The organism is Stanieria cyanosphaera PCC 7437 (assembly GCF_000317575.1).
In the GTDB taxonomy this organism is placed as follows: domain Bacteria; phylum Cyanobacteriota; class Cyanobacteriia; order Cyanobacteriales; family Xenococcaceae; genus Stanieria; species Stanieria cyanosphaera.
The window spans coordinates 2231653-2250074 of the sequence record NC_019748.1; the positions used below are offsets into that span (position 1 = coordinate 2231653).

General features: G+C 35.1%; 16 protein-coding genes. 11 read left to right on the plus strand and 5 right to left on the minus strand.

The annotated features are described in order from the left end of the window. Positions 1–413 precede the first annotated feature (413 nt). From STA7437_RS09710 to STA7437_RS09725, 4 genes are read left to right on the plus strand one after another with little or no spacing between them, the layout of a single operon-like run. Entirely contained in the window at positions 414–1295 is an 882-nt protein-coding gene (locus tag STA7437_RS09710; protein ID WP_015193209.1) for a response regulator, read from the plus strand. Between the two features lie 34 nt (positions 1296–1329). Next, a complete protein-coding gene (locus tag STA7437_RS09715; RefSeq protein ID WP_015193210.1) occupies positions 1330–1623 on the plus strand; it encodes a circadian clock KaiB family protein in 294 nt (97 codons plus the stop codon). Between the two features lie 55 nt (positions 1624–1678). Continuing rightward, positions 1679–3196 carry a circadian clock protein KaiC gene (kaiC, locus tag STA7437_RS09720; protein WP_015193211.1) on the plus strand — a complete coding sequence of 506 codons (1518 nt, stop codon included), beginning with the start codon at positions 1679–1681 and terminating at the stop codon, positions 3194–3196. A 24-nt stretch (positions 3197–3220) separates the two neighbouring features. Then, complete coding sequence (locus STA7437_RS09725) at positions 3221–5128, plus strand: ATP-binding protein (protein WP_015193212.1); 1908 nt, start codon at positions 3221–3223, stop codon at positions 5126–5128. 44 nt (positions 5129–5172) lie between these two features. Here the strand turns inward: STA7437_RS09725 and STA7437_RS09730 are convergent, their stop codons facing one another. Then, positions 5173–6393, minus strand: coding sequence for an HhoA/HhoB/HtrA family serine endopeptidase (locus STA7437_RS09730; RefSeq protein ID WP_015193213.1), 1221 nt, complete (start codon positions 6391–6393; stop codon positions 5173–5175). Between the two features lie 422 nt (positions 6394–6815). Here STA7437_RS09730 and STA7437_RS09735 point away from each other — a divergent pair, with 422 nt between their 5' ends. Continuing rightward, the gene (locus STA7437_RS09735) at positions 6816–7097 is read left to right on the plus strand and encodes a hypothetical protein (RefSeq protein WP_015193214.1); all 282 of its coding nucleotides are present in this window, start codon (positions 6816–6818) and stop codon (positions 7095–7097) included. A 271-nt stretch (positions 7098–7368) separates the two neighbouring features. Continuing rightward, positions 7369–7596, plus strand: coding sequence for a hypothetical protein (locus STA7437_RS09740; RefSeq protein ID WP_015193215.1), 228 nt, complete (start codon positions 7369–7371; stop codon positions 7594–7596). A gap of 242 nt (positions 7597–7838) precedes the next feature. On the opposite strand, the gene gghA is transcribed toward STA7437_RS09740, so the two are convergent. Next, the gene (gene gghA, locus STA7437_RS09745) at positions 7839–10280 is read right to left on the minus strand and encodes a glucosylglycerol hydrolase (RefSeq protein ID WP_015193216.1); all 2442 of its coding nucleotides are present in this window, start codon (positions 10278–10280) and stop codon (positions 7839–7841) included. Positions 10281–10791: 511 nt separating this feature from the next. Here gghA and ggpS point away from each other — a divergent pair. The 3 genes from ggpS (at position 10792) to STA7437_RS09760 (ending at position 14443) form a co-directional block, all read left to right on the plus strand. After that, complete coding sequence (gene ggpS, locus STA7437_RS09750) at positions 10792–12300, plus strand: glucosylglycerol-phosphate synthase (protein WP_015193217.1); 1509 nt, start codon at positions 10792–10794, stop codon at positions 12298–12300. A gap of 185 nt (positions 12301–12485) precedes the next feature. Further along, a complete protein-coding gene (gene glpD / locus STA7437_RS09755; protein WP_015193218.1) occupies positions 12486–14150 on the plus strand; it encodes a glycerol-3-phosphate dehydrogenase in 1665 nt (554 codons plus the stop codon). 35 nt (positions 14151–14185) lie between these two features. After that, on the plus strand, positions 14186–14443 hold the full coding sequence (locus STA7437_RS09760; protein WP_015193219.1) for a chlororespiratory reduction protein 7: 258 nt from the start codon (positions 14186–14188) through the stop codon (positions 14441–14443). 136 nt (positions 14444–14579) lie between these two features. Here STA7437_RS09760 and STA7437_RS09765 read toward each other — a convergent pair whose 3' ends face one another. Together STA7437_RS09765 and STA7437_RS09770 are read right to left on the minus strand one after the other, a co-directional pair. Continuing rightward, entirely contained in the window at positions 14580–14759 is a 180-nt protein-coding gene (locus STA7437_RS09765) for a hypothetical protein (protein ID WP_015193220.1), read from the minus strand. Between the two features lie 143 nt (positions 14760–14902). Next, positions 14903–15424: a DinB family protein gene (locus STA7437_RS09770; RefSeq protein WP_322785856.1), complete on the minus strand. Its 522-nt coding sequence runs from the start codon at positions 15422–15424 to the stop codon at positions 14903–14905. Here STA7437_RS09770 and STA7437_RS26555 point away from each other — a divergent pair, their 5' ends adjacent. Both STA7437_RS26555 and STA7437_RS09775 read left to right on the plus strand, forming a co-directional pair. Next, positions 15425–15583: a hypothetical protein gene (locus STA7437_RS26555; protein WP_171815449.1), complete on the plus strand. Its 159-nt coding sequence runs from the start codon at positions 15425–15427 to the stop codon at positions 15581–15583. Between the two features lie 117 nt (positions 15584–15700). Next, positions 15701–17038, plus strand: coding sequence for a serine/threonine protein kinase (locus tag STA7437_RS09775; RefSeq protein WP_015193222.1), 1338 nt, complete (start codon positions 15701–15703; stop codon positions 17036–17038). Between the two features lie 191 nt (positions 17039–17229). Here the strand turns inward: STA7437_RS09775 and STA7437_RS09780 are convergent, their stop codons facing one another. Further along, entirely contained in the window at positions 17230–18201 is a 972-nt protein-coding gene (locus STA7437_RS09780) for a M48 family metallopeptidase (RefSeq protein ID WP_015193223.1), read from the minus strand. Positions 18202–18422 lie beyond the last annotated feature (221 nt).

Consider the following 18422-nt stretch of genomic DNA (forward strand, 5'->3'; position numbering starts at 1 on the left):
CGTGCATACAGCCGTTTCTCAAAGGACGCAAGCGAAGCGCATCAAGGCAGAGGGCAGAAGAAAGTAAAGTTATTATAGTGGGTTAACAAACTTAATTTTACTGCTTATTTTTGCTGAGTAACAGTAATATTTTTGGGTTTGTCTTAATGAAAAATTTAAAATTTTCCCAACTTTAATTTGTTGAAAAAAGATTTTGAGCAATTATCTATAATTAGTTAGAGTCAAATATTTTTACCTAATTATAAAATCAAATTAATATGGTATTTCACATATGAGAAAATATAAAAAGTTTTCTCATCTATTGTTCTTGTCATACTTTATTCTAATAGTACTATTGTTTGTTTTCTAAAATTTAATATACTTGTTATTTTGTTTAAAACTATTTCTTTCAATACTTTATTTGTAGTTTTCTTATGTTAAATCATCCCTGTCGAGTTTTATTGGTAGAAGATGAACCAGAAGATCTCGAAAAACTAAAAACAATATTGACTAATGCTCGTTCGGCGTCTTTTCGACGTGGATTTAATTTAACTCGGGCTGAAACCTTAGCTGAAGGCAAACAACTAATTGCTCAAGCAGAATTTGAGGTTGTAATTCTCGATCTGATGTTGCCAGATAGTCGTGGGCTTAATACCCTCCGAGAAATGCAATCTTTAAACTCTAAAGTTCCAATTATTGTTTTAACTTCAATAGAAGATGAAATTGTTGCTGTTAAAGTTTTAGAATTAGGAGCTTGTGGCTATTTACCTAAAAATGTTTTGGCTCAAAATTTATTAATTTATGCAATTCGCACTGCGATTGAGCGTAAACTTCAACTAGCCAAATTTGAAGAATGGCAAAAGCAACAACCAGCCCAAGAAATAGCTTTACTAGAAAATTTTTTAAACGAGCAGTTATTAAGTTCAGAATCTCTGCATAAAAAAATGCCAGACATCGTAGCAGAGATAAAAGAACACTATCATGATTTGCTTGATCGCTTTGTCGAACAAAAACTTTATCAAGTGCAATATCAAATAGCTTGTCAAATCGATGTTTTAGTCGAACAACTAGGATATCTTCAAGCTACTCCCAGAGATTTAGTTGAGGTTCATAGCGCAATTTTAAAACAAAAACAAGCAACTCTGGGTCATCGACAAGCTATGACTTATACCATAGAAGGACGCTATTTACTGTTAGAAATGATGGGTAAATTAGCAGCTTACTATCGTAAATATTATATTGGGTTAAATAAAATTAATCTTGCCCAAAATTATAATAACGAAGTTTCGAGAAGTAATCAAATATCAAATACTTAAACGATTTAATTAATGATGTTTTAATTTTTTTTTAATGTGTATAAGATATTTATTAAAACTATATGTCAGTGGAGATACTGCTCGAACTCGGAAAGCGATCGCTAATTTACAAGAGTTTTGTCAGCAACAATTGCCTGAACAAACCAAAATTGAAATTATCGATATTTTAAAAAATCCTGAAATTGCAGAAGAAAAAAAAATTTTAATTACGCCTACTCTAATCAAAGAGTTTCCTTTGCCTCAAGAGCGAATTATTGGCGACCTTGCTAATCGAGAGGTCGTTGCTTTTGCTCTTAATATTCAATTAAAATACCCTCAATCTGATTAATTAATGCTCTAAAACTAATCAATTATTATCTACAATTCACAATTGAGAGCGAGGCATGAACCAACCACCAGAACACGACGTGTTAGCAAAAATCGAAACAGGAATTTCTGGTTTTGATGTTTTTTCGGAAGGGGGATTGCCGAAAGGAAGAACAAGTTTAGTAACGGGAACTGCTGGCAGTGGTAAAACAATTTTTGCCTGTCAATTTTTAATCGAAGGTATTAAAAGAGGGCAAAACGGAGTTTTTGTAAGCTTTGAAGAATCACCAAAAATGTTGCGTAAAAATATGCGCGGGTTGGGTTGGGATATTCAAGCTTGGGAGCAAGAAGGTAAGTGGAGTTTTGTTGATGTTTCTCCTCAAGACCGTAATCTTCCTGTGGTGAGCGGTGAATATGAACTAGATCCTCTAATAACTCGCTTTATTTATGCCATTGAACGGGTCAATGCTCAAAGAGTAGCAATGGATTCTCTGGGAGCAATTTTTAGTTATGTGCCGAATATCGGTCAAGTTCGGAGTGTTTTGTTTAAACTAGCTCAACTGCTTCGAGAAATGGAAATTACGGCAGTATTAACCTCAGAACGTACTGCTGATTATGGAGAGATTAGTCGTTATGGGATTGAAGAATTTGTTGCCGATAATGTCATTATTCTCCGTAATTCTCTAGTTGAAGAAAAACGTCGTCGCACGATTGAAATTCTGAAGTTTCGGGGTGTATCTCATCAACATGGTGAGTTTCCTTTTACTATTGTCCCTGAGCAAGGAATTGTGGTAATTCCCTTTTCTACAGACGTATTAAAACGCAAATCCTCAAGAAACAGAATTACTTCAGGCAATCAAGAACTTGATGCTATGTGTGGAGGTGGTTGGTTTGAGGGTTCAATTATTTTGGTGTCGGGTGCGACTGGTACAGGTAAAACTCTGATGGCAACAGAATTTATCAAAGGAGGCGTGAAAAACGGCGAAAAATGTTTATTATTTGCCTTTGAAGAAAGTCGAGATCAACTTTTAGGTAATGCTTTGGGTTGGGGTGTCGACTTTGAGCGGATGGAAAGAGAGAACCAACTCAAAATTGTTTGTTATTATCCAGAAATCACTGGTCTTGAATCTCATTTTGTCAAAATGAGAACACAGATTGAACAGTTTCAACCCCAAAGGATAGCAATTGATAGTATTTCTGCACTAGAAAAAGTTTCGACTCTCAAAGCTTTTCGGGAATTTTTGCTAACTGTTAATACTATGATCAAAGAAAAAGGGATTACCTGTCTCTGTACAGCAAATACTCCAAGTTTAGTTGGTAGCGAGTCGATTACAGAATCAAATGTTTCTACTAATACAGATTTGATTGTGTTATTGCGCTACGTAGAAGTATATGGAGAAATTCGGCGAGGATTAGCTGTATTAAAAATGCGTGGTTCTAAACATGATAAAGATATTCGGGAGTTTTTGATCGATGATCGGGGAATGCATCTAGGACAAGCTTTTCGCAATATTACAGGCATTTTGGCAGGAAATCCTAGTTTAGTAAATTCTGATGAATTAGACCGCCTCAACAACTTATTTAAAGAAACGTAATAATTTGAGGAGGGAGTAATTAAAATGAAATCAAGCGAAACACAAAATTTAACTTCAAAATCTACTTTACCAAAGATAGAAATTTTAATCGTACAGGATTCTTACTCCTCAGCAGAAGCGATCGCATCTTTACTTATTAAAGCTGGATTTAAATTGATTTGGCATCAAGTAAGCACTCAAGCTGATTATCTTGCTCATTTAAGTCGTGATCTTGATTTGATTTTGGTTGATGATTGTCAGACTCAATTGCCAAGTAAAGAAGCATTAAGATTATGGGTCGAAAAAAAGCTAACCATACCTGTATTAATTATCAATGGGGAAGGTAAAATACCAGATGCAGTAGCAGCGATTAAAGCAGGAGCTAGTAATTATTTAACTAGCGCAGAAATGAAGCAATTGCCTTTAGCGGTTGAGCAAGTTTTACAAGAGCAATTTCATTTTTGTGTTCAACTAAGAAAATGTGTTCACGAAAGTGAGCAACAGCTACAAAAGCTAATTACTGAAAATGCCGATGGCATTATTGCAGTTGACGAACAAGGAATTGTTCAGTTTGTTAATCCCGCAGCACTTCAACTCTTACAAAAATCATCCACTCAGCTACTTGGCGAGTCATTCGGTTTTCCTGTAGTTAATGGAGATTATTTAGAAGTAGATATTCCTCAAACTCAAGGACATATTTTAGTTGCCCAAATGCGTGTGAGTCAAATTCTTTGGCAAGGGACGACTGCTTATCTTGTTTCTCTGCGAGATATTACCAAACTCAAACAAGCAGAGGAAGAAAAAGTCAAATTGTTGGCAGAAGCTCAAGCAGCTAATCGTGCTAAAGACGAATTTTTAGCAATTTTGTCTCACGAACTAAGAACTCCTTTGAATCCAATTGTAGGATGGTCACAGCTTATTAGTGGCGGGACACTTAATCAAACTCAAATTGAGCAAGGAGTAGAAATTATTCACCGCAACGCGATGTTGCAAGCTCAACTAATTGAAGAAATTTTAGATCTTTCTCGCATCGTTCGTGGCAAGCTGCAATTGGAAATATCAAAGGTAAATTTGAGCAAAATTGTCACTTATGCCCTTGAAAACTTGCATTTGGCAGCCCAAGCTAAATCGATTGAAATTATCACTCATTTTGAGCCAGATCTAGGTTTGGTTTACGGCGATCCTACTCGTTTACAACAAGTGATTTGGAATTTATTATCTAATGCAGTTAAATTTACTAGCGATCGCGGTAGGATAGAAATAACTCTCAAGAAGATTGGTAACACGGCGCAACTTCAAGTAACAGATAACGGCAAAGGAATTGAACCAGAATTTTTACCTTATGTGTTTGATTATTTTCGTCAGGCGGAAAATGTTACTAGTCGAGTAGTTGGTGGACTAGGATTGGGACTAGCGATTGTTCGTCACTTAGTCGAACTGCATGGAGGTACGGTAACTGCTCACAGTGATGGTATTGGGCAAGGTGCAACTTTTATTGTGACTCTTCCCATGATTGATAGTTGTGAGCAATCAAAGTCAGAGGGAAGTTTGTTTCGCTCTTTGAAGGATCTTAGTCAGGTCAAAGTTTTAGTGGTAGATGATGATGAAAGTTCTAGAAACTTACTAGTTGGTGTACTAAAAAATGAAGGAGCAGAAGCGATCGCTACAGCTTCGGGAAGTGATGCTTTAACCGCTATTCAAAAATCCCATCCAGATATTTTAGTCAGTGACATTGTTATGCCAGAAATGGATGGCTATCAATTAATTCAAAGAGTTAGAGAACTACCTGCCGAACAAGGAGGAAATCTAAGTGCGATCTCTTTAAGTGCTTATACTTCTTCAATTGATGCTCAACAAAGTCTAGCAGCAGGTTTTGATCTTCATCTCAATAAACCTTTAGATCTCAATAATTTTCTCAAGGTTGTCACTCAATTAGCTCAGAAAAATCTTTAATTGTATAGGGGAATTCATGAATTCCCTCTACTGAATGTGCAGAATTATCTAGGGTAAGCGGGATCGAGCGGTAAAGATTGAGGAATGACAGCTATGGCCACGTTTTTGCCTTCTCGGTCTAGCTCTAATTGCATTTTATGACCAACCCCATTGCGGTCTAGTAATTGTTGTAAGGTGTCAGCTTTTGTAATAGATTGACCATCAATTCCGACAATCACATCTCCGACATGAAGTCTTGCTGCTGATGCGGGGGAATCAGGTTGAACTGTCACAATGAGAAGTCCATGATCTTGATTAACTCTTTGTTTACGATTGGGAATTTGATTTAATCTATGTTTGATTTCTGGAGTTAAAGCAACCATTTCAATCCCAATATAAGGATGTTCTACTTTTCCTGTGGAAATCAATTGTTGAGCAATATTTTGAGCCGTATTAATAGGAATCGCAAAACCAAGTCCTTGAGTGCCACCAATAATGGCTGTATTGACACCAATTACTTCTCCTTGGGCATTGAGTAAAGGACCTCCCGAATTACCTGGATTGATTGCTGCATCAGTTTGCAGAAAACCAATTCGTTTATCTGCAATGCCGATATCACGACTGAAACGATGAGTAGCACTGATCACACCTACCGTAACCGTTTCTTGTAAACCTAAAGGATTGCCAATTGCGATCGCCCATTGTCCCTGTTCCACGCGATCGCTATCTCCAATTTTCACAGTAGGTAAATCTGTTGCTTCTACCTTAACTACAGCTATATCAGTAACAGGATCTTTTCCTAACACTTCACCATTCAAAAGACGACCATCTTGAAACGAAACTGTCACCTCATCAGCTTGGTTGACTACATGAGCATTAGTTAAAATTAGACCGTTAGGATCGATGACAAAACCAGAACCCAGTCCCCGTAAAGTTGGTTGAGAAGGCAAATTTCCTGGTTGTCTACCAAAGAAAGGAGGTAAAAATACACCATCTAAAGCACGAGAAACATTAACTTGAACTACGGCAGGTTCAACTGCTTTACTAACAGTAGTTACAAAGTTTGCTTGTTGAGTTGGCGATGGAATTGAATTTTGATCGAGAATAATTTCTGGTGTTACTTCTTTAATTGATTCCAATTGTTTTGATGATGCTGATTCAGCTTTTGCTGTTGGGGGATTAAGAATAACTAAACCCAGACTAATAATTATTGTTAATAAATAAATAATTAGATGACGATGCCAGTTCTTGCGATCGGCGATGAAGTATTTTGGTGCAATGCTCATCAAATAAATTTTTCCTCTCAAACTTGTAGTTATTTATCTGCACTCAACTACGCAGTTTGACAAGGATTTTTATTTAATTAATCTTGCTAGAGTTATAAATTTTCATCTAAGTTTTAAAGCTAGCCAAATTTTTTGTTTGTAAAAAAATATTAATATTCTTAATTAAACCAATAATAATCTTAAAAAACATATATTTTAGCCGAATATTTGGCTGATTTTTAGTGCTTATTTTAAGAGTAAAACTTAAGTTCTTGAATAAAAATAGAAACTATTAAAACAATTATTAATTTTATTTAGTAATTATTGATGCAAATTAATTGATAAAATTACATAATTAATTTAGTTATAACTTTTGATAGAGATTGTTCTTCTAAAAAGTAAATAGGATGGTTGTGAATACTAAAACGAAGGAATAGTTAATCATGAAAGGTCAAATGTGTTGGCTTCTTAATCGGGACAATAACACAAAAATAATTCTTCATTTACGCGAATATGCCTATCAATCTTGGCGACCTTATACCTCATATTCTCAATATTCAGTACCAGACTATCCAGTCCCTGGAGGTTCAAAAGGTTGGGCAACTTATCAAAAATTACGAGAAGCAGGTTGGACTTTAGTCAAAGGCGATCGCGCTTATCAAGAGGAAACACCTCGGGCTTATTCTATTTCTGAATTTGCTGCAAATTCTGTAAATAAAAACTAGATTACCTAGTAGTTAACAATCTTTATTTATACTGGCAAAGTATGTTAAATAATTAGCCCATAGAATCAAGTTTGATCTAAATTGTTTTGTCTAGACAATTAATAAACGAGCAAAAATAAACAAATTTAATCAGGTTTTAATTAAGGAATAATAACAATCTTAAAAATTATTAAAAGAAACAATAGTTATTAATTGGCTCAAAGCCTAAATCAACTAGGTAAAACTTTATTTTGTGTCCGAGTAAATCATTATTAAGTGGTGGGTGAGATTGATGTGGAGTAATTGTCTTAATAAACCAAAATTTGAGCAAGAGCAAAACGTTAGTTTTCTTGGGGGAACGGGAACAATTAAAAGTCGTCATCAAGAAGCTAATATGTGGACTTATACTGTTGAAATGAGTATGGGTTTAGAGCCAGATTTTGGTCGAGTAGGTGCAGAAACAACTATTGTTTTGGATGAAAGAGAGATTCATGAAGTATTAACCAGCAATTATTATTAAAATATTTCAATCGAGAGTGTTGCTGATGAATAAGCATAAAAACTGATATAGCACTACGGTTTTTGGTTATCAAATCAGATTTTTCTGTAGAGATAATTCATGAATTATCTCTATGGTTCGTGTTTGATCCTAATCTTTATTCGTAATGCCATACAGTATTTTTTAGCTTCTAAGACTAAGTTGCAGTAAAAAGTATAATTCAGCAACGCCTTAAATTTAAATTAATTTAAGACAATTTAAACTTAAAAACGCTTTAACAATAATGCTTGACTAATACCTAATTCAAAGCAACTTAAATCAGATAAATCTTTTTCCTTATTTAATCCTGGTGAAGTTAAAGCTACTTGCCACTCTTTTAAATCTAGTTGTAACCAATCTCCTAAAGTAACAGTAGTTGCTTCTCCCTCCAGGTTAGCTACAAAAGCAATGGCTTCAGTTGGATGATTAGGATTTGTCCGAACTCCATAAAAAATAGTATTTTCTTCTGAACTAATTTTATTAAAGCGGTCTTGAGGAGTTAAATTTTCTCTTAACCAAAGATGTTGTTGTCGAAAACGACGGAGTGTCAAATTAAACTTTGTTTGTTCGGAATTGAGGTGGGTTTCGTAATGGGAAATATTGCAGACATGATAACAATCTTCCATAAACATTAAAGCGAAGGTTTTTAAACGCTCTACATCGAGTTTTTTGAGGAATCGAACCATATTTGCTCGACGCAGTTCAGTTAAAGGCGCAATCTCAGTAATGCAATGACTATCCGCACAGCTTTTGAGAACTTCGACTACTTGATCCAAGTTGCAATCACATTGAACCATCAGCAAATTTAATGCTTTACCAAATTCCTGTAGTTGCTTGAGTTGTTTAAATCCTAGAGATTTGAGTCTACTAAAAAACTGAGGTTGCTGATAAATTGAAGGCTTAATACTCCAGTTTAAAAAACCAATTTCTTCTGAAACTACCTTAACTCCGTATCGCTCATCAGTATTACGAAAAAACATCCAGGGAGCGTGCATAGTAGCATTGATAAAATCCATTGGTAATCCTGGACTAAAACCATACACCCAAAGAGTCACCGCAGGATTGTCGTAGGCATTGTGTAGTACTTCTGATAAAGTTTTACCTAAACTCCAATTAATCGGTTTTTCTAAATCTACTTGATTGCCCCGACGTACAGTATCATGATTAGCACAACCAGTAATCCAGCGATCGCCTATCTGCATCACTTCACAAACTCGACTCCATTTTCGTTCCCAAAATCCTTTTAAAGCAGGGGTATTATGAGCAAAAATCAGAGGTCCCCATTGATAAGATTCGGGTTTAAGTTCGATTAATTCTCGATAACGGGAGGTTTCTTCCCAACCTTCTTCGGGCCAAGGACGACCATCTTCAAAGATAGTAAAGAGCAACCTTTGATTGCCATTAATTTCTTGAACAATATCACTCATTGCCAGTAAATAGGCATCATCCTGTTCTACTTTGCCAGAGAGAGGATTAAAAAAGCGAAAATCTTGTCCACCATCAACCCGAATTCCATCAGCCCCAGTATTAATTTTGCGTCGCTGCATTTCTAATAAAATTGCTCTTACGATGGGTAACTGGTGGTTTAAATCTTGACCATACATATTTGGTCCTTTGAGAAACTGACGAGAAATCAGTAACTCAGATTGATTATCGGCATGACCATAAACTAAATCATAAATAACTTGAATTGCTCCTGTGGGAAAATTATGCACTGTAGCGAGAAAATCGACTAATTCATCGGGACGCAAACTACCCAATAAAGTCGAATTAGTTGCACTAGAACCCAGAATAGGAACATCATAACCCCAGTCTTGAGTGTGGGGTTTACTCAATTCAATTTGAACTAAATCTTCTTCCTTCTCTTCACAGACAAAAGAGAAAAACTCACTTTCAGGACTATACTCATCTCGAAATTCGATAGTCGGTTCAATAGGTAAAAATTGAATCGCATCGTAACCAAGATAATTTTCTTCTGCTGAAGTAAGAGGTTGATGATTAGTTATTTTCTCAGCAATACGCTGATAAATTCGAGTTAATCCCTCAAAAGTGCCTTCAGCCGATGCCGTACCAACATGAATTTGCAAAATATTACTCGGATCGCCAACCCGAGGCACATCTCCCTCTCCTTGAATTCCCGTTCGTGAAAAATAATCTAAATCTAAGCGATTAGCTTGTAAACTATCCAGATCGTAAAGTTCGGCAGGAGCAAAAATTCCGTAGGGTAAAGAATAGGGAACAATATCTCTAATTGTTTGTAATTGCTCATTTCGGTCAATGTAGCGCAACCAATAAAAAGAACCAGCTTGTTCTCGATTACCTGCCCGCATTCCTGAGACTACACCCCAAAGATATTCTCCTTGTTGTTGCAGATAAACGCGATCGCGCTTAAAGGTAATTCTTTGTTCTTTAGCACGCCAATCAATCTGTTCTAAAGGAGTTAAAACTTCTAGATATACTTCTACTACTTCTCCTGTTAAAGAAGGAGTCCAAAAACCAATTTCTGTTAAACCATTGCCTAAATAATGCGCTCCTAATTTTTTAACGAGTGCTTGTGCTTTTTCCAAATACGTAGCAGATGAGGCTGCAATTTCTGCTGCCCAATCTAGCAGTTGTTGGGTCTTTTCTTCAACTAGACTGATTGATTTTTCGCTGTTGCTGATCACAGATACTAAATCTTAATTACTTATGTTTGATTGATTATCAGTTTTACATATTTGTCAAGATCGTGTTAATATACCGAAAGTTTTATGTAGAGTGTGTTAATCAAATTTATTTACGCATAAAACATTTGGCAAGTTCTTAAAGCGTACATATTTATTGTTTTGACTCAAGTTAATTAACTTACTAGCAGGTTAAAACTTGGGTTAAATAAGCTAATTATTGCAGATTTCAAAGGAATAACTTTGTTTTTAAAAAATTTCCAACTGCCGTTAATTAAAAAGCAAAAGAGCAACAATGATTGTTTGCTTAGAATCAATTTAATTTTAACTAAATTACTATAACCATTAAAATTCTGGGCAAACTTGTGTCTTGCCTTTTTTAAATCAAGATTGAGTTTAACTAAACTATTACTATTGGTTTAATTCAATCTAATCAAAAAAATGGGCTATGCCCAAGTGCGATCGTTGGTTTAATTGCTTCAATCAATCCTTACACACTATCTGATCATTAATTATGAAATCCTCACTAGTTATTCTTTATCACCGCGAACCTTACGATGAAGTTGTTAAAGATGGGAAAATACAATATTTACCAAAGAAAAGCCCCAATGGAATTTTACCTACCCTGAAAAGTTTTTTTGCCGATGTTAATCAAGGAACTTGGGTAGCGTGGAAACAAGTCAGTGTTAAACAAAAAGCCGACTTCCAATCTTTAGTCAACATCGAAGGAGAAGGCAACTATAACGTTAGACGTATTCCCCTCACTCCAGATCAAGTTAAACATTTTTATCACATCACATCCAAAGAAGCTTTTTGGCCAATTCTGCACTCCTTTCCTTATCATTTTGCCTACGAATCTTCTGATTGGGAAAATTTTCACACAATTAATCGTTTGTTTGCCGAAGCTGCCTGTGAAGAAGCTGCCGATGATGCTTTAATCTGGATTCATGATTACAATCTTTGGTTAGTTCCCTACTATATTCGCAAAATCAAACCAAACGCCAGAATTGCCTTTTTCCATCACACACCCTTCCCTTCAGTAGATATTTTCAATATTCTGCCTTGGCGTGAAGAAATTGTGGAAAGTCTCCTCTGTTGTGATGTGGTTGGTTTCCATATTCCTCGTTATTCAGAAAACTTTGTCAATGTTGCCCGCAGTCTTAAACCAGTAGAAATTGTGCAAAAAGAAGCCGTATCTGGACATTTAACCCCAGTCGGTACGGCTTTAGCTGAACCAGAAGTAGTTACTCAGCTACGCTACAAAGAACAATTGGTTAAAATCGATGCTTTTCCTGTCGGTACTAATCCCCAACACATTCTATCGGTTTTAAAACAACCAGAAGCCCAAAAGCGACTTACCGAAATCAAAGCGGAATTACAAGGACGCAAGTTAATTATTGCAGCAGGAAGAGTAGACTACGTTAAAGGTAACAAAGAAAAATTAGAAGCCTTTGGTCGTCTTTTAGATCGTCGTCCCGACTTACACGGCAAAATTCATTTAGTGATGACTTGCGTACAAGCTGCTGACGGAATGCGAGTGTATAAAAATGCTCAATCTCAGATCGAACAGTTAGTCGGTAAAATTAATGGACGCTATGCCAAACTCAACTGGACACCAATTCTGCTCTTTACTCAACCGATACCTTTAACTGAATTATTGTGTTATTACAAAGCAGCAGATATTTGTTGGACTACACCTCTACGAGACGGATTAAACTTAGTAGCTAAAGAATATATTGTGGCTCAAGAAGGCAATGGTGGAGCTTTGATCTTATCAGAGTTCGTTGGTGCAGCGGTAGAATTACCTGAAGCTATTTTAACTAATCCTTATTCTCTTGATCGCATGGATGAAGCCCTAGATAGAGCTTTAGCGATGTCACCAGAGGAAAAACAAGCACGAATGCAGAAGATGTATCAAACTGTAACTCAATACGATGTGAAGTATTGGGCAGATCGTTTGTTAGATCAATTTAAGCATCTTAAGCACGAAACAGTTGTAGAAAAAGAGCCAATTTTGGTTTAATTTTTTAAAATAATCTTATAACTGATAACTGATTAGGTGCGTTAGAAAGAAATTGATAACGCGCTTTTTTTTAAGGATTTTTCTGAATCAAGATAGATGACGGAAGCAAAAGCTTTTGCAAAGATAAGGAAATCAGCAGCAACAGATTTCAAAAATTTATAAATGATTCATCATAACTAACAATTATGCGAAATTTTAATCAAATTCAATCAACTAACTACGATCTAATTATTATTGGTGGCGGAATTAATGGCGCTGGAGTTGCTAGAGATGCTGCTTTACGAGGCTTAAAAACTATTTTGATTGAAAAAGGTGATTTTGCTGGCGGTACTTCTAGTTGGTCGACTCGTTTAATTCATGGAGGTTTACGCTATCTAGAATATTTTGAATTTCCTTTAGTCAGAGAATCTTTACAAGAAAGAGAAATTTTATTACGCACTGCACCCCATTTAGTTCATCCTTTATTATTAACTATTCCCATTTATCGCGATCGCTCTCGTCCTTACTGGAAGATTTGGGCAGGCATGATTCTCTACGATATCTTGAGTTTTGATAAGACTTTACCTCTTCATCGTATGTTACCCAAGGTTCAGTTTGAACAGTTATTTCGTCATGTAGACCGCGACGATCTTGCTGGTGGGGCGCAGTATTATGATGGTCAAGTTGCTTTGGCAGAAAGATTGTGTCTGGAAAACATTTTAGCTGCCCAAGAAGCTGGGGCAACGGTGTTAAATTATGTCGAAGTAACTCAACTGCCAATTGAAGACAACCGTATTAATCAGTTAATTTGTCAGGATAAATTAACGGGAGAAGAATTTATTGTTACAAGTAATCAAAATGCAGTAGTTATTAATACTTCTGGCCCTTGGGTAGACCGAGTTTGTCAGTTAGACAATGGTAAAAGTGCGATCGCTCTTACTCGTAAAATTGGTGGTACTAAAGGCAGCCATATTATTGTTCCGCCTTTCCCTGGCGCACCAGAAACTACTTTATACGTCGAGGCAAAATCTGATGGTCGTCCTTTCTTTATTGTCCCTTGGTTGGGAATGTATTTGATCGGAACTACGGATATTCCTTTTACGGGAGATTTAGACCGTATTAAGGCAGAAGACGAAGAAATTGATTATTTAATTCAAGAAACTAACAATATCATTCCCACAGCCAATTTAGCTCGTAAGGATATCAAATTTACCTATTCGGGAGTGCGTCCTTTACCCAATCAAGAAGGTAAGAAACCAGGCAGTATTACTCGTAAACATATTCTGTTCGATCACACTAAAGAAGGAGTGAACAATCTTATTTCTTTAATTGGCGGTAAGTTAACTACCTATCGTCATGTGGGAGAAGAAATGGTTGATGCTGCTTTCAAGAAAATGAAACAACCAGCTAAACCCTGTCAGACAGATAAAATACCTTTACCAGGGTGTATCTTTCCTAACGATCCTAGAATTTCTGAAGCGATCCAAGATTATCGTTATATTTTACCTGTCAACACCATTAATTACCTCTTTTCGGTTTATGGTGCTAAAGCTATTGAAGTCTTAGCTTTAATCGATCAAGATTCTGAATTAGCTCAACCTTTGACACCCGAATTACCTGACATTAAAGCCCAAATTGTTTATGCAGTGCGTGCAGAATTAGCTCATACTTTAGTAGATATTGCTCGTCGTCGCACCACGTTAGCAATGACAGGCAATTATGGATTGAATTTATTACCTGTTATGACAGAAATATTGAAAAAATACTGTGGTTGGAGTCAAACCAAATGCGATCGCTCGTGCCAAGCATATCGGACTTATATGGAAGAGAATTGTATTCCCGATTTTGAATTGTCTCTAGCAATGAAGTGATACCATCAAAATTAATAGAATAACTTCTTGTAGTGATGCCAGATTCAATCATGTATCAAGAGGATGCATTTGTCGTCCTCGAACCAGATCGAAGCGAACAATTTCTTTCCCCAGAAGAATTAAAAAACAAACTCAAACAGATTCTGTTGTCGGAGGGATTTGAAATACCTAGAGAGTTAAACAAATTTGATTCGGTAGATTTACAAGCCGAATATTTAATGAATAATTATTTTGAATTAGATCTCGGAGCAGGTCTATATTTACAGTGGTATGTAATTAGACTTGAAAAATAATAAGAAGCAATTAAAACAAGATTGGGAAGTTAGCGAAAAATTTAGCAGTCTCATCTCAACTACACTGCGGTCTCGATTACTAACAACCCAACCATAAACGAATTCTTGCTCTTCTTGTTAGTTTACAGCCGTGGAATCATTTGATAATTAAATTATTAAACGTGTCCCAATTTAAATTTGGTTGTTGCTCAATTGTTTTGATAATTCCAGCCTGATTAAAAGAAAAATAATTAGATTGCTCTAGCCGTTGAACTTGTGCTTCGTGCGTTTTTTGTGAATAAAAACCCAATAAAGTCAAACCAAAGACGACACTCATAATTATTTTAGTTATGCGTGTCAAAAAAAACACACCTCCTGAATTTATTACTCTACTATTTCAACCTACACAAAAAAAGAGTTCGTTTTTATCCTCTTTAAGGTAGATTCGTAAATCTATCAAAAGTAATAAATCAGAAAAATTTAAAATTCATAGTAAGGATTGTATGATATATCTGTGTTTCCATAATCAATTCCCATTTTATGTAGCTCTGAGGTTATTTGACTTCTGTGATGGGTTTGATGGTTAAACATCTGCACGTAATAGAAAGATCTCGACACTTTTCTATTTCTTTTCAATCTTTCACTCCAAAACTCGAAAATCTCATCGAGCCAAGTTTGAGAAAATACTTGAGATTCGCGAACAAGTTTTTCATCAAACTCAAAACGCGCAGCTTTTAATTCACTGTATTCAGAATATGGGGTAAATTCTGGATTAAATTCTGGAAGACTTTTTGTATGTATAAAAAAATAAATAGCTTCATCGATATTAATAATGTGATTCAAGGTTTTAAAAATTGAATCAAAAAACATTCCCCTATTTAAACGCAGTTGTTCGTCACTTAACTCATCACAAATTTTGAAAAGGCTTTCGTTCTGCCACTTGTTGTACAGAGCCATTGTCTTGAAGAAGTTTGACGTAATCATGATTCTTGCTCTAGGCATTTGAGTAGCAATTGTACAAAAAACAACGTTAAAGCTGTAAGCCTTCTACAGCAAAGGTTTCAAAAATTACAACTGCGATCGCTCGAAATTGGTCAATACGAGCATCAACCTAAACAGCATCATAAAAATGAATCGAGAATAATTCGAGATGAAGTATAAGCAACAACAGTAAATTTAGGTTAGTAATAACTAATGACAGATGACAAAAAATAAAAAACTAATAAATCTTAAAACATAAACTCTTACTTTTGTCTGTCTTATCAACTCATTAAAACTGTGTTTACCAAACAAAAAATATTACAAACAAAATATCTACTACAACAACAGTTAGGACATACCTCAGCAGGACATCAAACTTGGCTAGCAAAAGATTTAAACACTAACGAGAAAGTAACTATCAAACTGTTAGCTTTCAGTTCTCAAATGCACTCAAAAGAATTAAAACTCTTTCAAAGAGAAGCACAAATATTACAAAGTTTGAAACATCCTCGTATTCCCAAATATAGAGATTATTTCACTCTCAATCGGCAATTAGATAATGGTGTGATTTGGTTTGCATTAGTACAAGATTATATTCCTGGTTTTTCTCTACAAGAATTATTAGAACAGCATCAACTTTTTGATGAAGAAAAAATTAGAACAATTGCCAAAGAAATTCTAGAAATTTTGATTTATCTTCATGAATTAAATCCTCCTGTACTTCATCGCGATCTTAAACCCAGTAATTTAATTTTAGGAGAAGACGAACAAATTTATTTAATTGATTTTGGTGCAGTACAAATACAAACAACAGTTTCAGGAACAACTTTTACTGTAGTTGGAACTGCTGGTTATGCGCCTTTAGAACAGTTTTGGGGACGCGCAGTTCCTGCTTCCGATTTATATGCTTTGGGGATTACTTTGATTCATTTATTAACAGGAATTTCACCTGCAAATTTACCTTATCAAGATTCTCGCGTTCAGTTTCGCCATCTCGTTAATCTTAAACCCGATTTGATTAATTGGTTGGAAATAATTACAGAATTATCTGTAGAAAAGCGTTTTCCTAACGCTAAAATTGCTTTAGAGGCTTTAAGTTCTGATCAAGATATTGATACCTCAACAAGTAAAGAATCACCGAATCAAAAATCTTTAAATCTCAAACCAGAAAAAAGTTTAATTGAACTGAACCAAGAACAAAGACGATTAAATATTAAAATTCCAGCAGGTGGATTAGCCAGATTTAATGAAATTTTTAATGCTGGTTGTAGAGGATTGATTTTTTATTTTGTATTATTTTCTTTGAGTTTATTAATTAGTATTTTTATTCCTTATATTGGATTGTGTCTAATCTCGTTTGTTTTTATTTATATTGTTCTTTTATGCGGAACTAAAACAGAAATTAGTTTTGAATCTAATAGTTTTCAAATCAAGAGAAAGTTTTTAATTAAAAAATATGGTAAGCAAAGCTGCCCTAACTCTATAATTGTAGATATTTTTATTCAGCGTACTGGCTCTATTTTTCAAGTCAATATTCGGACAACCAATCATACCTATAATCTTGGTGGTGCTTTGAGTCAAGACGAAGCTATTTGGCTAGTACAAGAAATCAAACAATGGTTAGTTGATAGTTGATGGTTGAGACCTACGGTAGTGCGCTTCGCTTATGTTAATTGTTGATTATTCATCTCTCATAATTAGTAATTAGTAATTAGTAATTACTAACTGATAACTAATATCAGACTCAACCTATTAAAATTTTAGCCAGATCGGAATTATCTTACTAATCTTTGATTTATCAAATATTTAATCATCAAGTCTTTTAATTAAGAAGATTTTTTCTGAGATTTAATTCGCTCAATTTCTTGTTGTAATTCTTCTAATTGACGCTGTAATTCTTCTACTTCGGTCGGCGTTTCTTCAACTTTTACTTCTACTGAACCTTCTGCCCCAACTCTTTGATAATTACCTTGTTTGATTTGTTGATATTCTGAAGAGGTTGCCCATTGTTGTAAATAATGCAATCTTTCGACAGGAAAAGGATGACTTAAAAAAGTACCATTTCCGCCATTATAAATTAAAAATTTATAAATTTGATTCAAGCTATCTCGGTCTAGTTCTTGATAATTTTCCGCTTGTTTTTTAAACTCTTTTAAACTAATTTCATGAGCGTATTTCTTACTTCCTCCCGCCAATTTCATCATAGTTTTAATAATAGGCTCAAGGTCATCCATAACTAATAAAGCAGCCCGATCCGCAGATAATTCAGCTTTTCTACGCCATTCATAAAAGGCATAAATTAAACCACTACTAATTAAATTACCAAATCCTAAAGTTAATTCTCCTAGTAAAGAAGCAGCCCCCATCACCCAAATTGCCATCTGAATTAAAATGGTATGCTCACATTTAATATGTCCTAATTCATGGGCTAAAACAGTTCGTAATTCTGCCTCATCCATTAAGTCTAGAATTTCACTATTGACCACAATATAAGGTTCGTTACGTCCTAAAGCGTAACTATTAGCTAAGGGATTTTGATCGACATAAACAATTGGTTCAGGGGAAATATCTAAGTCTCGAACACATTCCCGAAAAATACCGTAGAGAGTCGAGTATTGCCTTACACCTGCCTGAATACAATTACCTAGAAGATAGATATTTTGTGGACGTTCGTAAAAATATTTAACAAAATTACTTGCTACTAAGTCAAACCCAGGAACACCGCGTAAGGTTTGTTCAGCTTGATAGTCAAGAGGATGTCGAAAAGCTTCACTAGATATTCCAGTATAAGTAGGCATAAAATAAAAGCGATCGCGAATAGGATAATCAGTGTATATTGTTAAGTAGAAATACGTAATTTTTATTTTGAATTATTTCTGATCGATGAGTAAAAATTAGGTATCATTATTTAAACTATTTTTTAAAATTTTATTCTCAATGTAAATTTTTCTTAATTTAACTTTAGCGCAATCGCGCTGAACTTTTGTCCTAGACAAGAGTATCAATGTTCTCAAAGCTT

Bases quoted from the DNA above. Each gene is read 5' to 3' on its own strand.
- STA7437_RS09725 (WP_015193212.1), top strand. From the start codon at position 3,221: ATGAAATCAAGCGAAACACAAAATTTAACTTCAAAATCTACTTTACCA.
- STA7437_RS09735 (WP_015193214.1), top strand. From the start codon at position 6,816: ATGAAAGGTCAAATGTGTTGGCTTCTTAATCGGGACAATAACACAAAA.
- STA7437_RS09730 (WP_015193213.1), bottom strand. From the start codon at position 6,393: ATGAGCATTGCACCAAAATACTTCATCGCCGATCGCAAGAACTGGCAT.
- STA7437_RS09780 (WP_015193223.1), bottom strand. From the start codon at position 18,201: ATGCCTACTTATACTGGAATATCTAGTGAAGCTTTTCGACATCCTCTT.
- STA7437_RS09740 (WP_015193215.1), top strand. From the start codon at position 7,369: ATGTGGAGTAATTGTCTTAATAAACCAAAATTTGAGCAAGAGCAAAAC.
- STA7437_RS09710 (WP_015193209.1), top strand. From the start codon at position 414: ATGTTAAATCATCCCTGTCGAGTTTTATTGGTAGAAGATGAACCAGAA.
- STA7437_RS09765 (WP_015193220.1), bottom strand. From the start codon at position 14,759: ATGAGTGTCGTCTTTGGTTTGACTTTATTGGGTTTTTATTCACAAAAA.
- STA7437_RS09770 (WP_322785856.1), bottom strand. From the start codon at position 15,424: ATGCCTAGAGCAAGAATCATGATTACGTCAAACTTCTTCAAGACAATG.
- STA7437_RS09760 (WP_015193219.1), top strand. From the start codon at position 14,186: ATGCCAGATTCAATCATGTATCAAGAGGATGCATTTGTCGTCCTCGAA.
- kaiC (WP_015193211.1), top strand. From the start codon at position 1,679: ATGAACCAACCACCAGAACACGACGTGTTAGCAAAAATCGAAACAGGA.
- glpD (WP_015193218.1), top strand. From the start codon at position 12,486: ATGCGAAATTTTAATCAAATTCAATCAACTAACTACGATCTAATTATT.
- STA7437_RS09715 (WP_015193210.1), top strand. From the start codon at position 1,330: ATGTGTATAAGATATTTATTAAAACTATATGTCAGTGGAGATACTGCT.
- ggpS (WP_015193217.1), top strand. From the start codon at position 10,792: ATGAAATCCTCACTAGTTATTCTTTATCACCGCGAACCTTACGATGAA.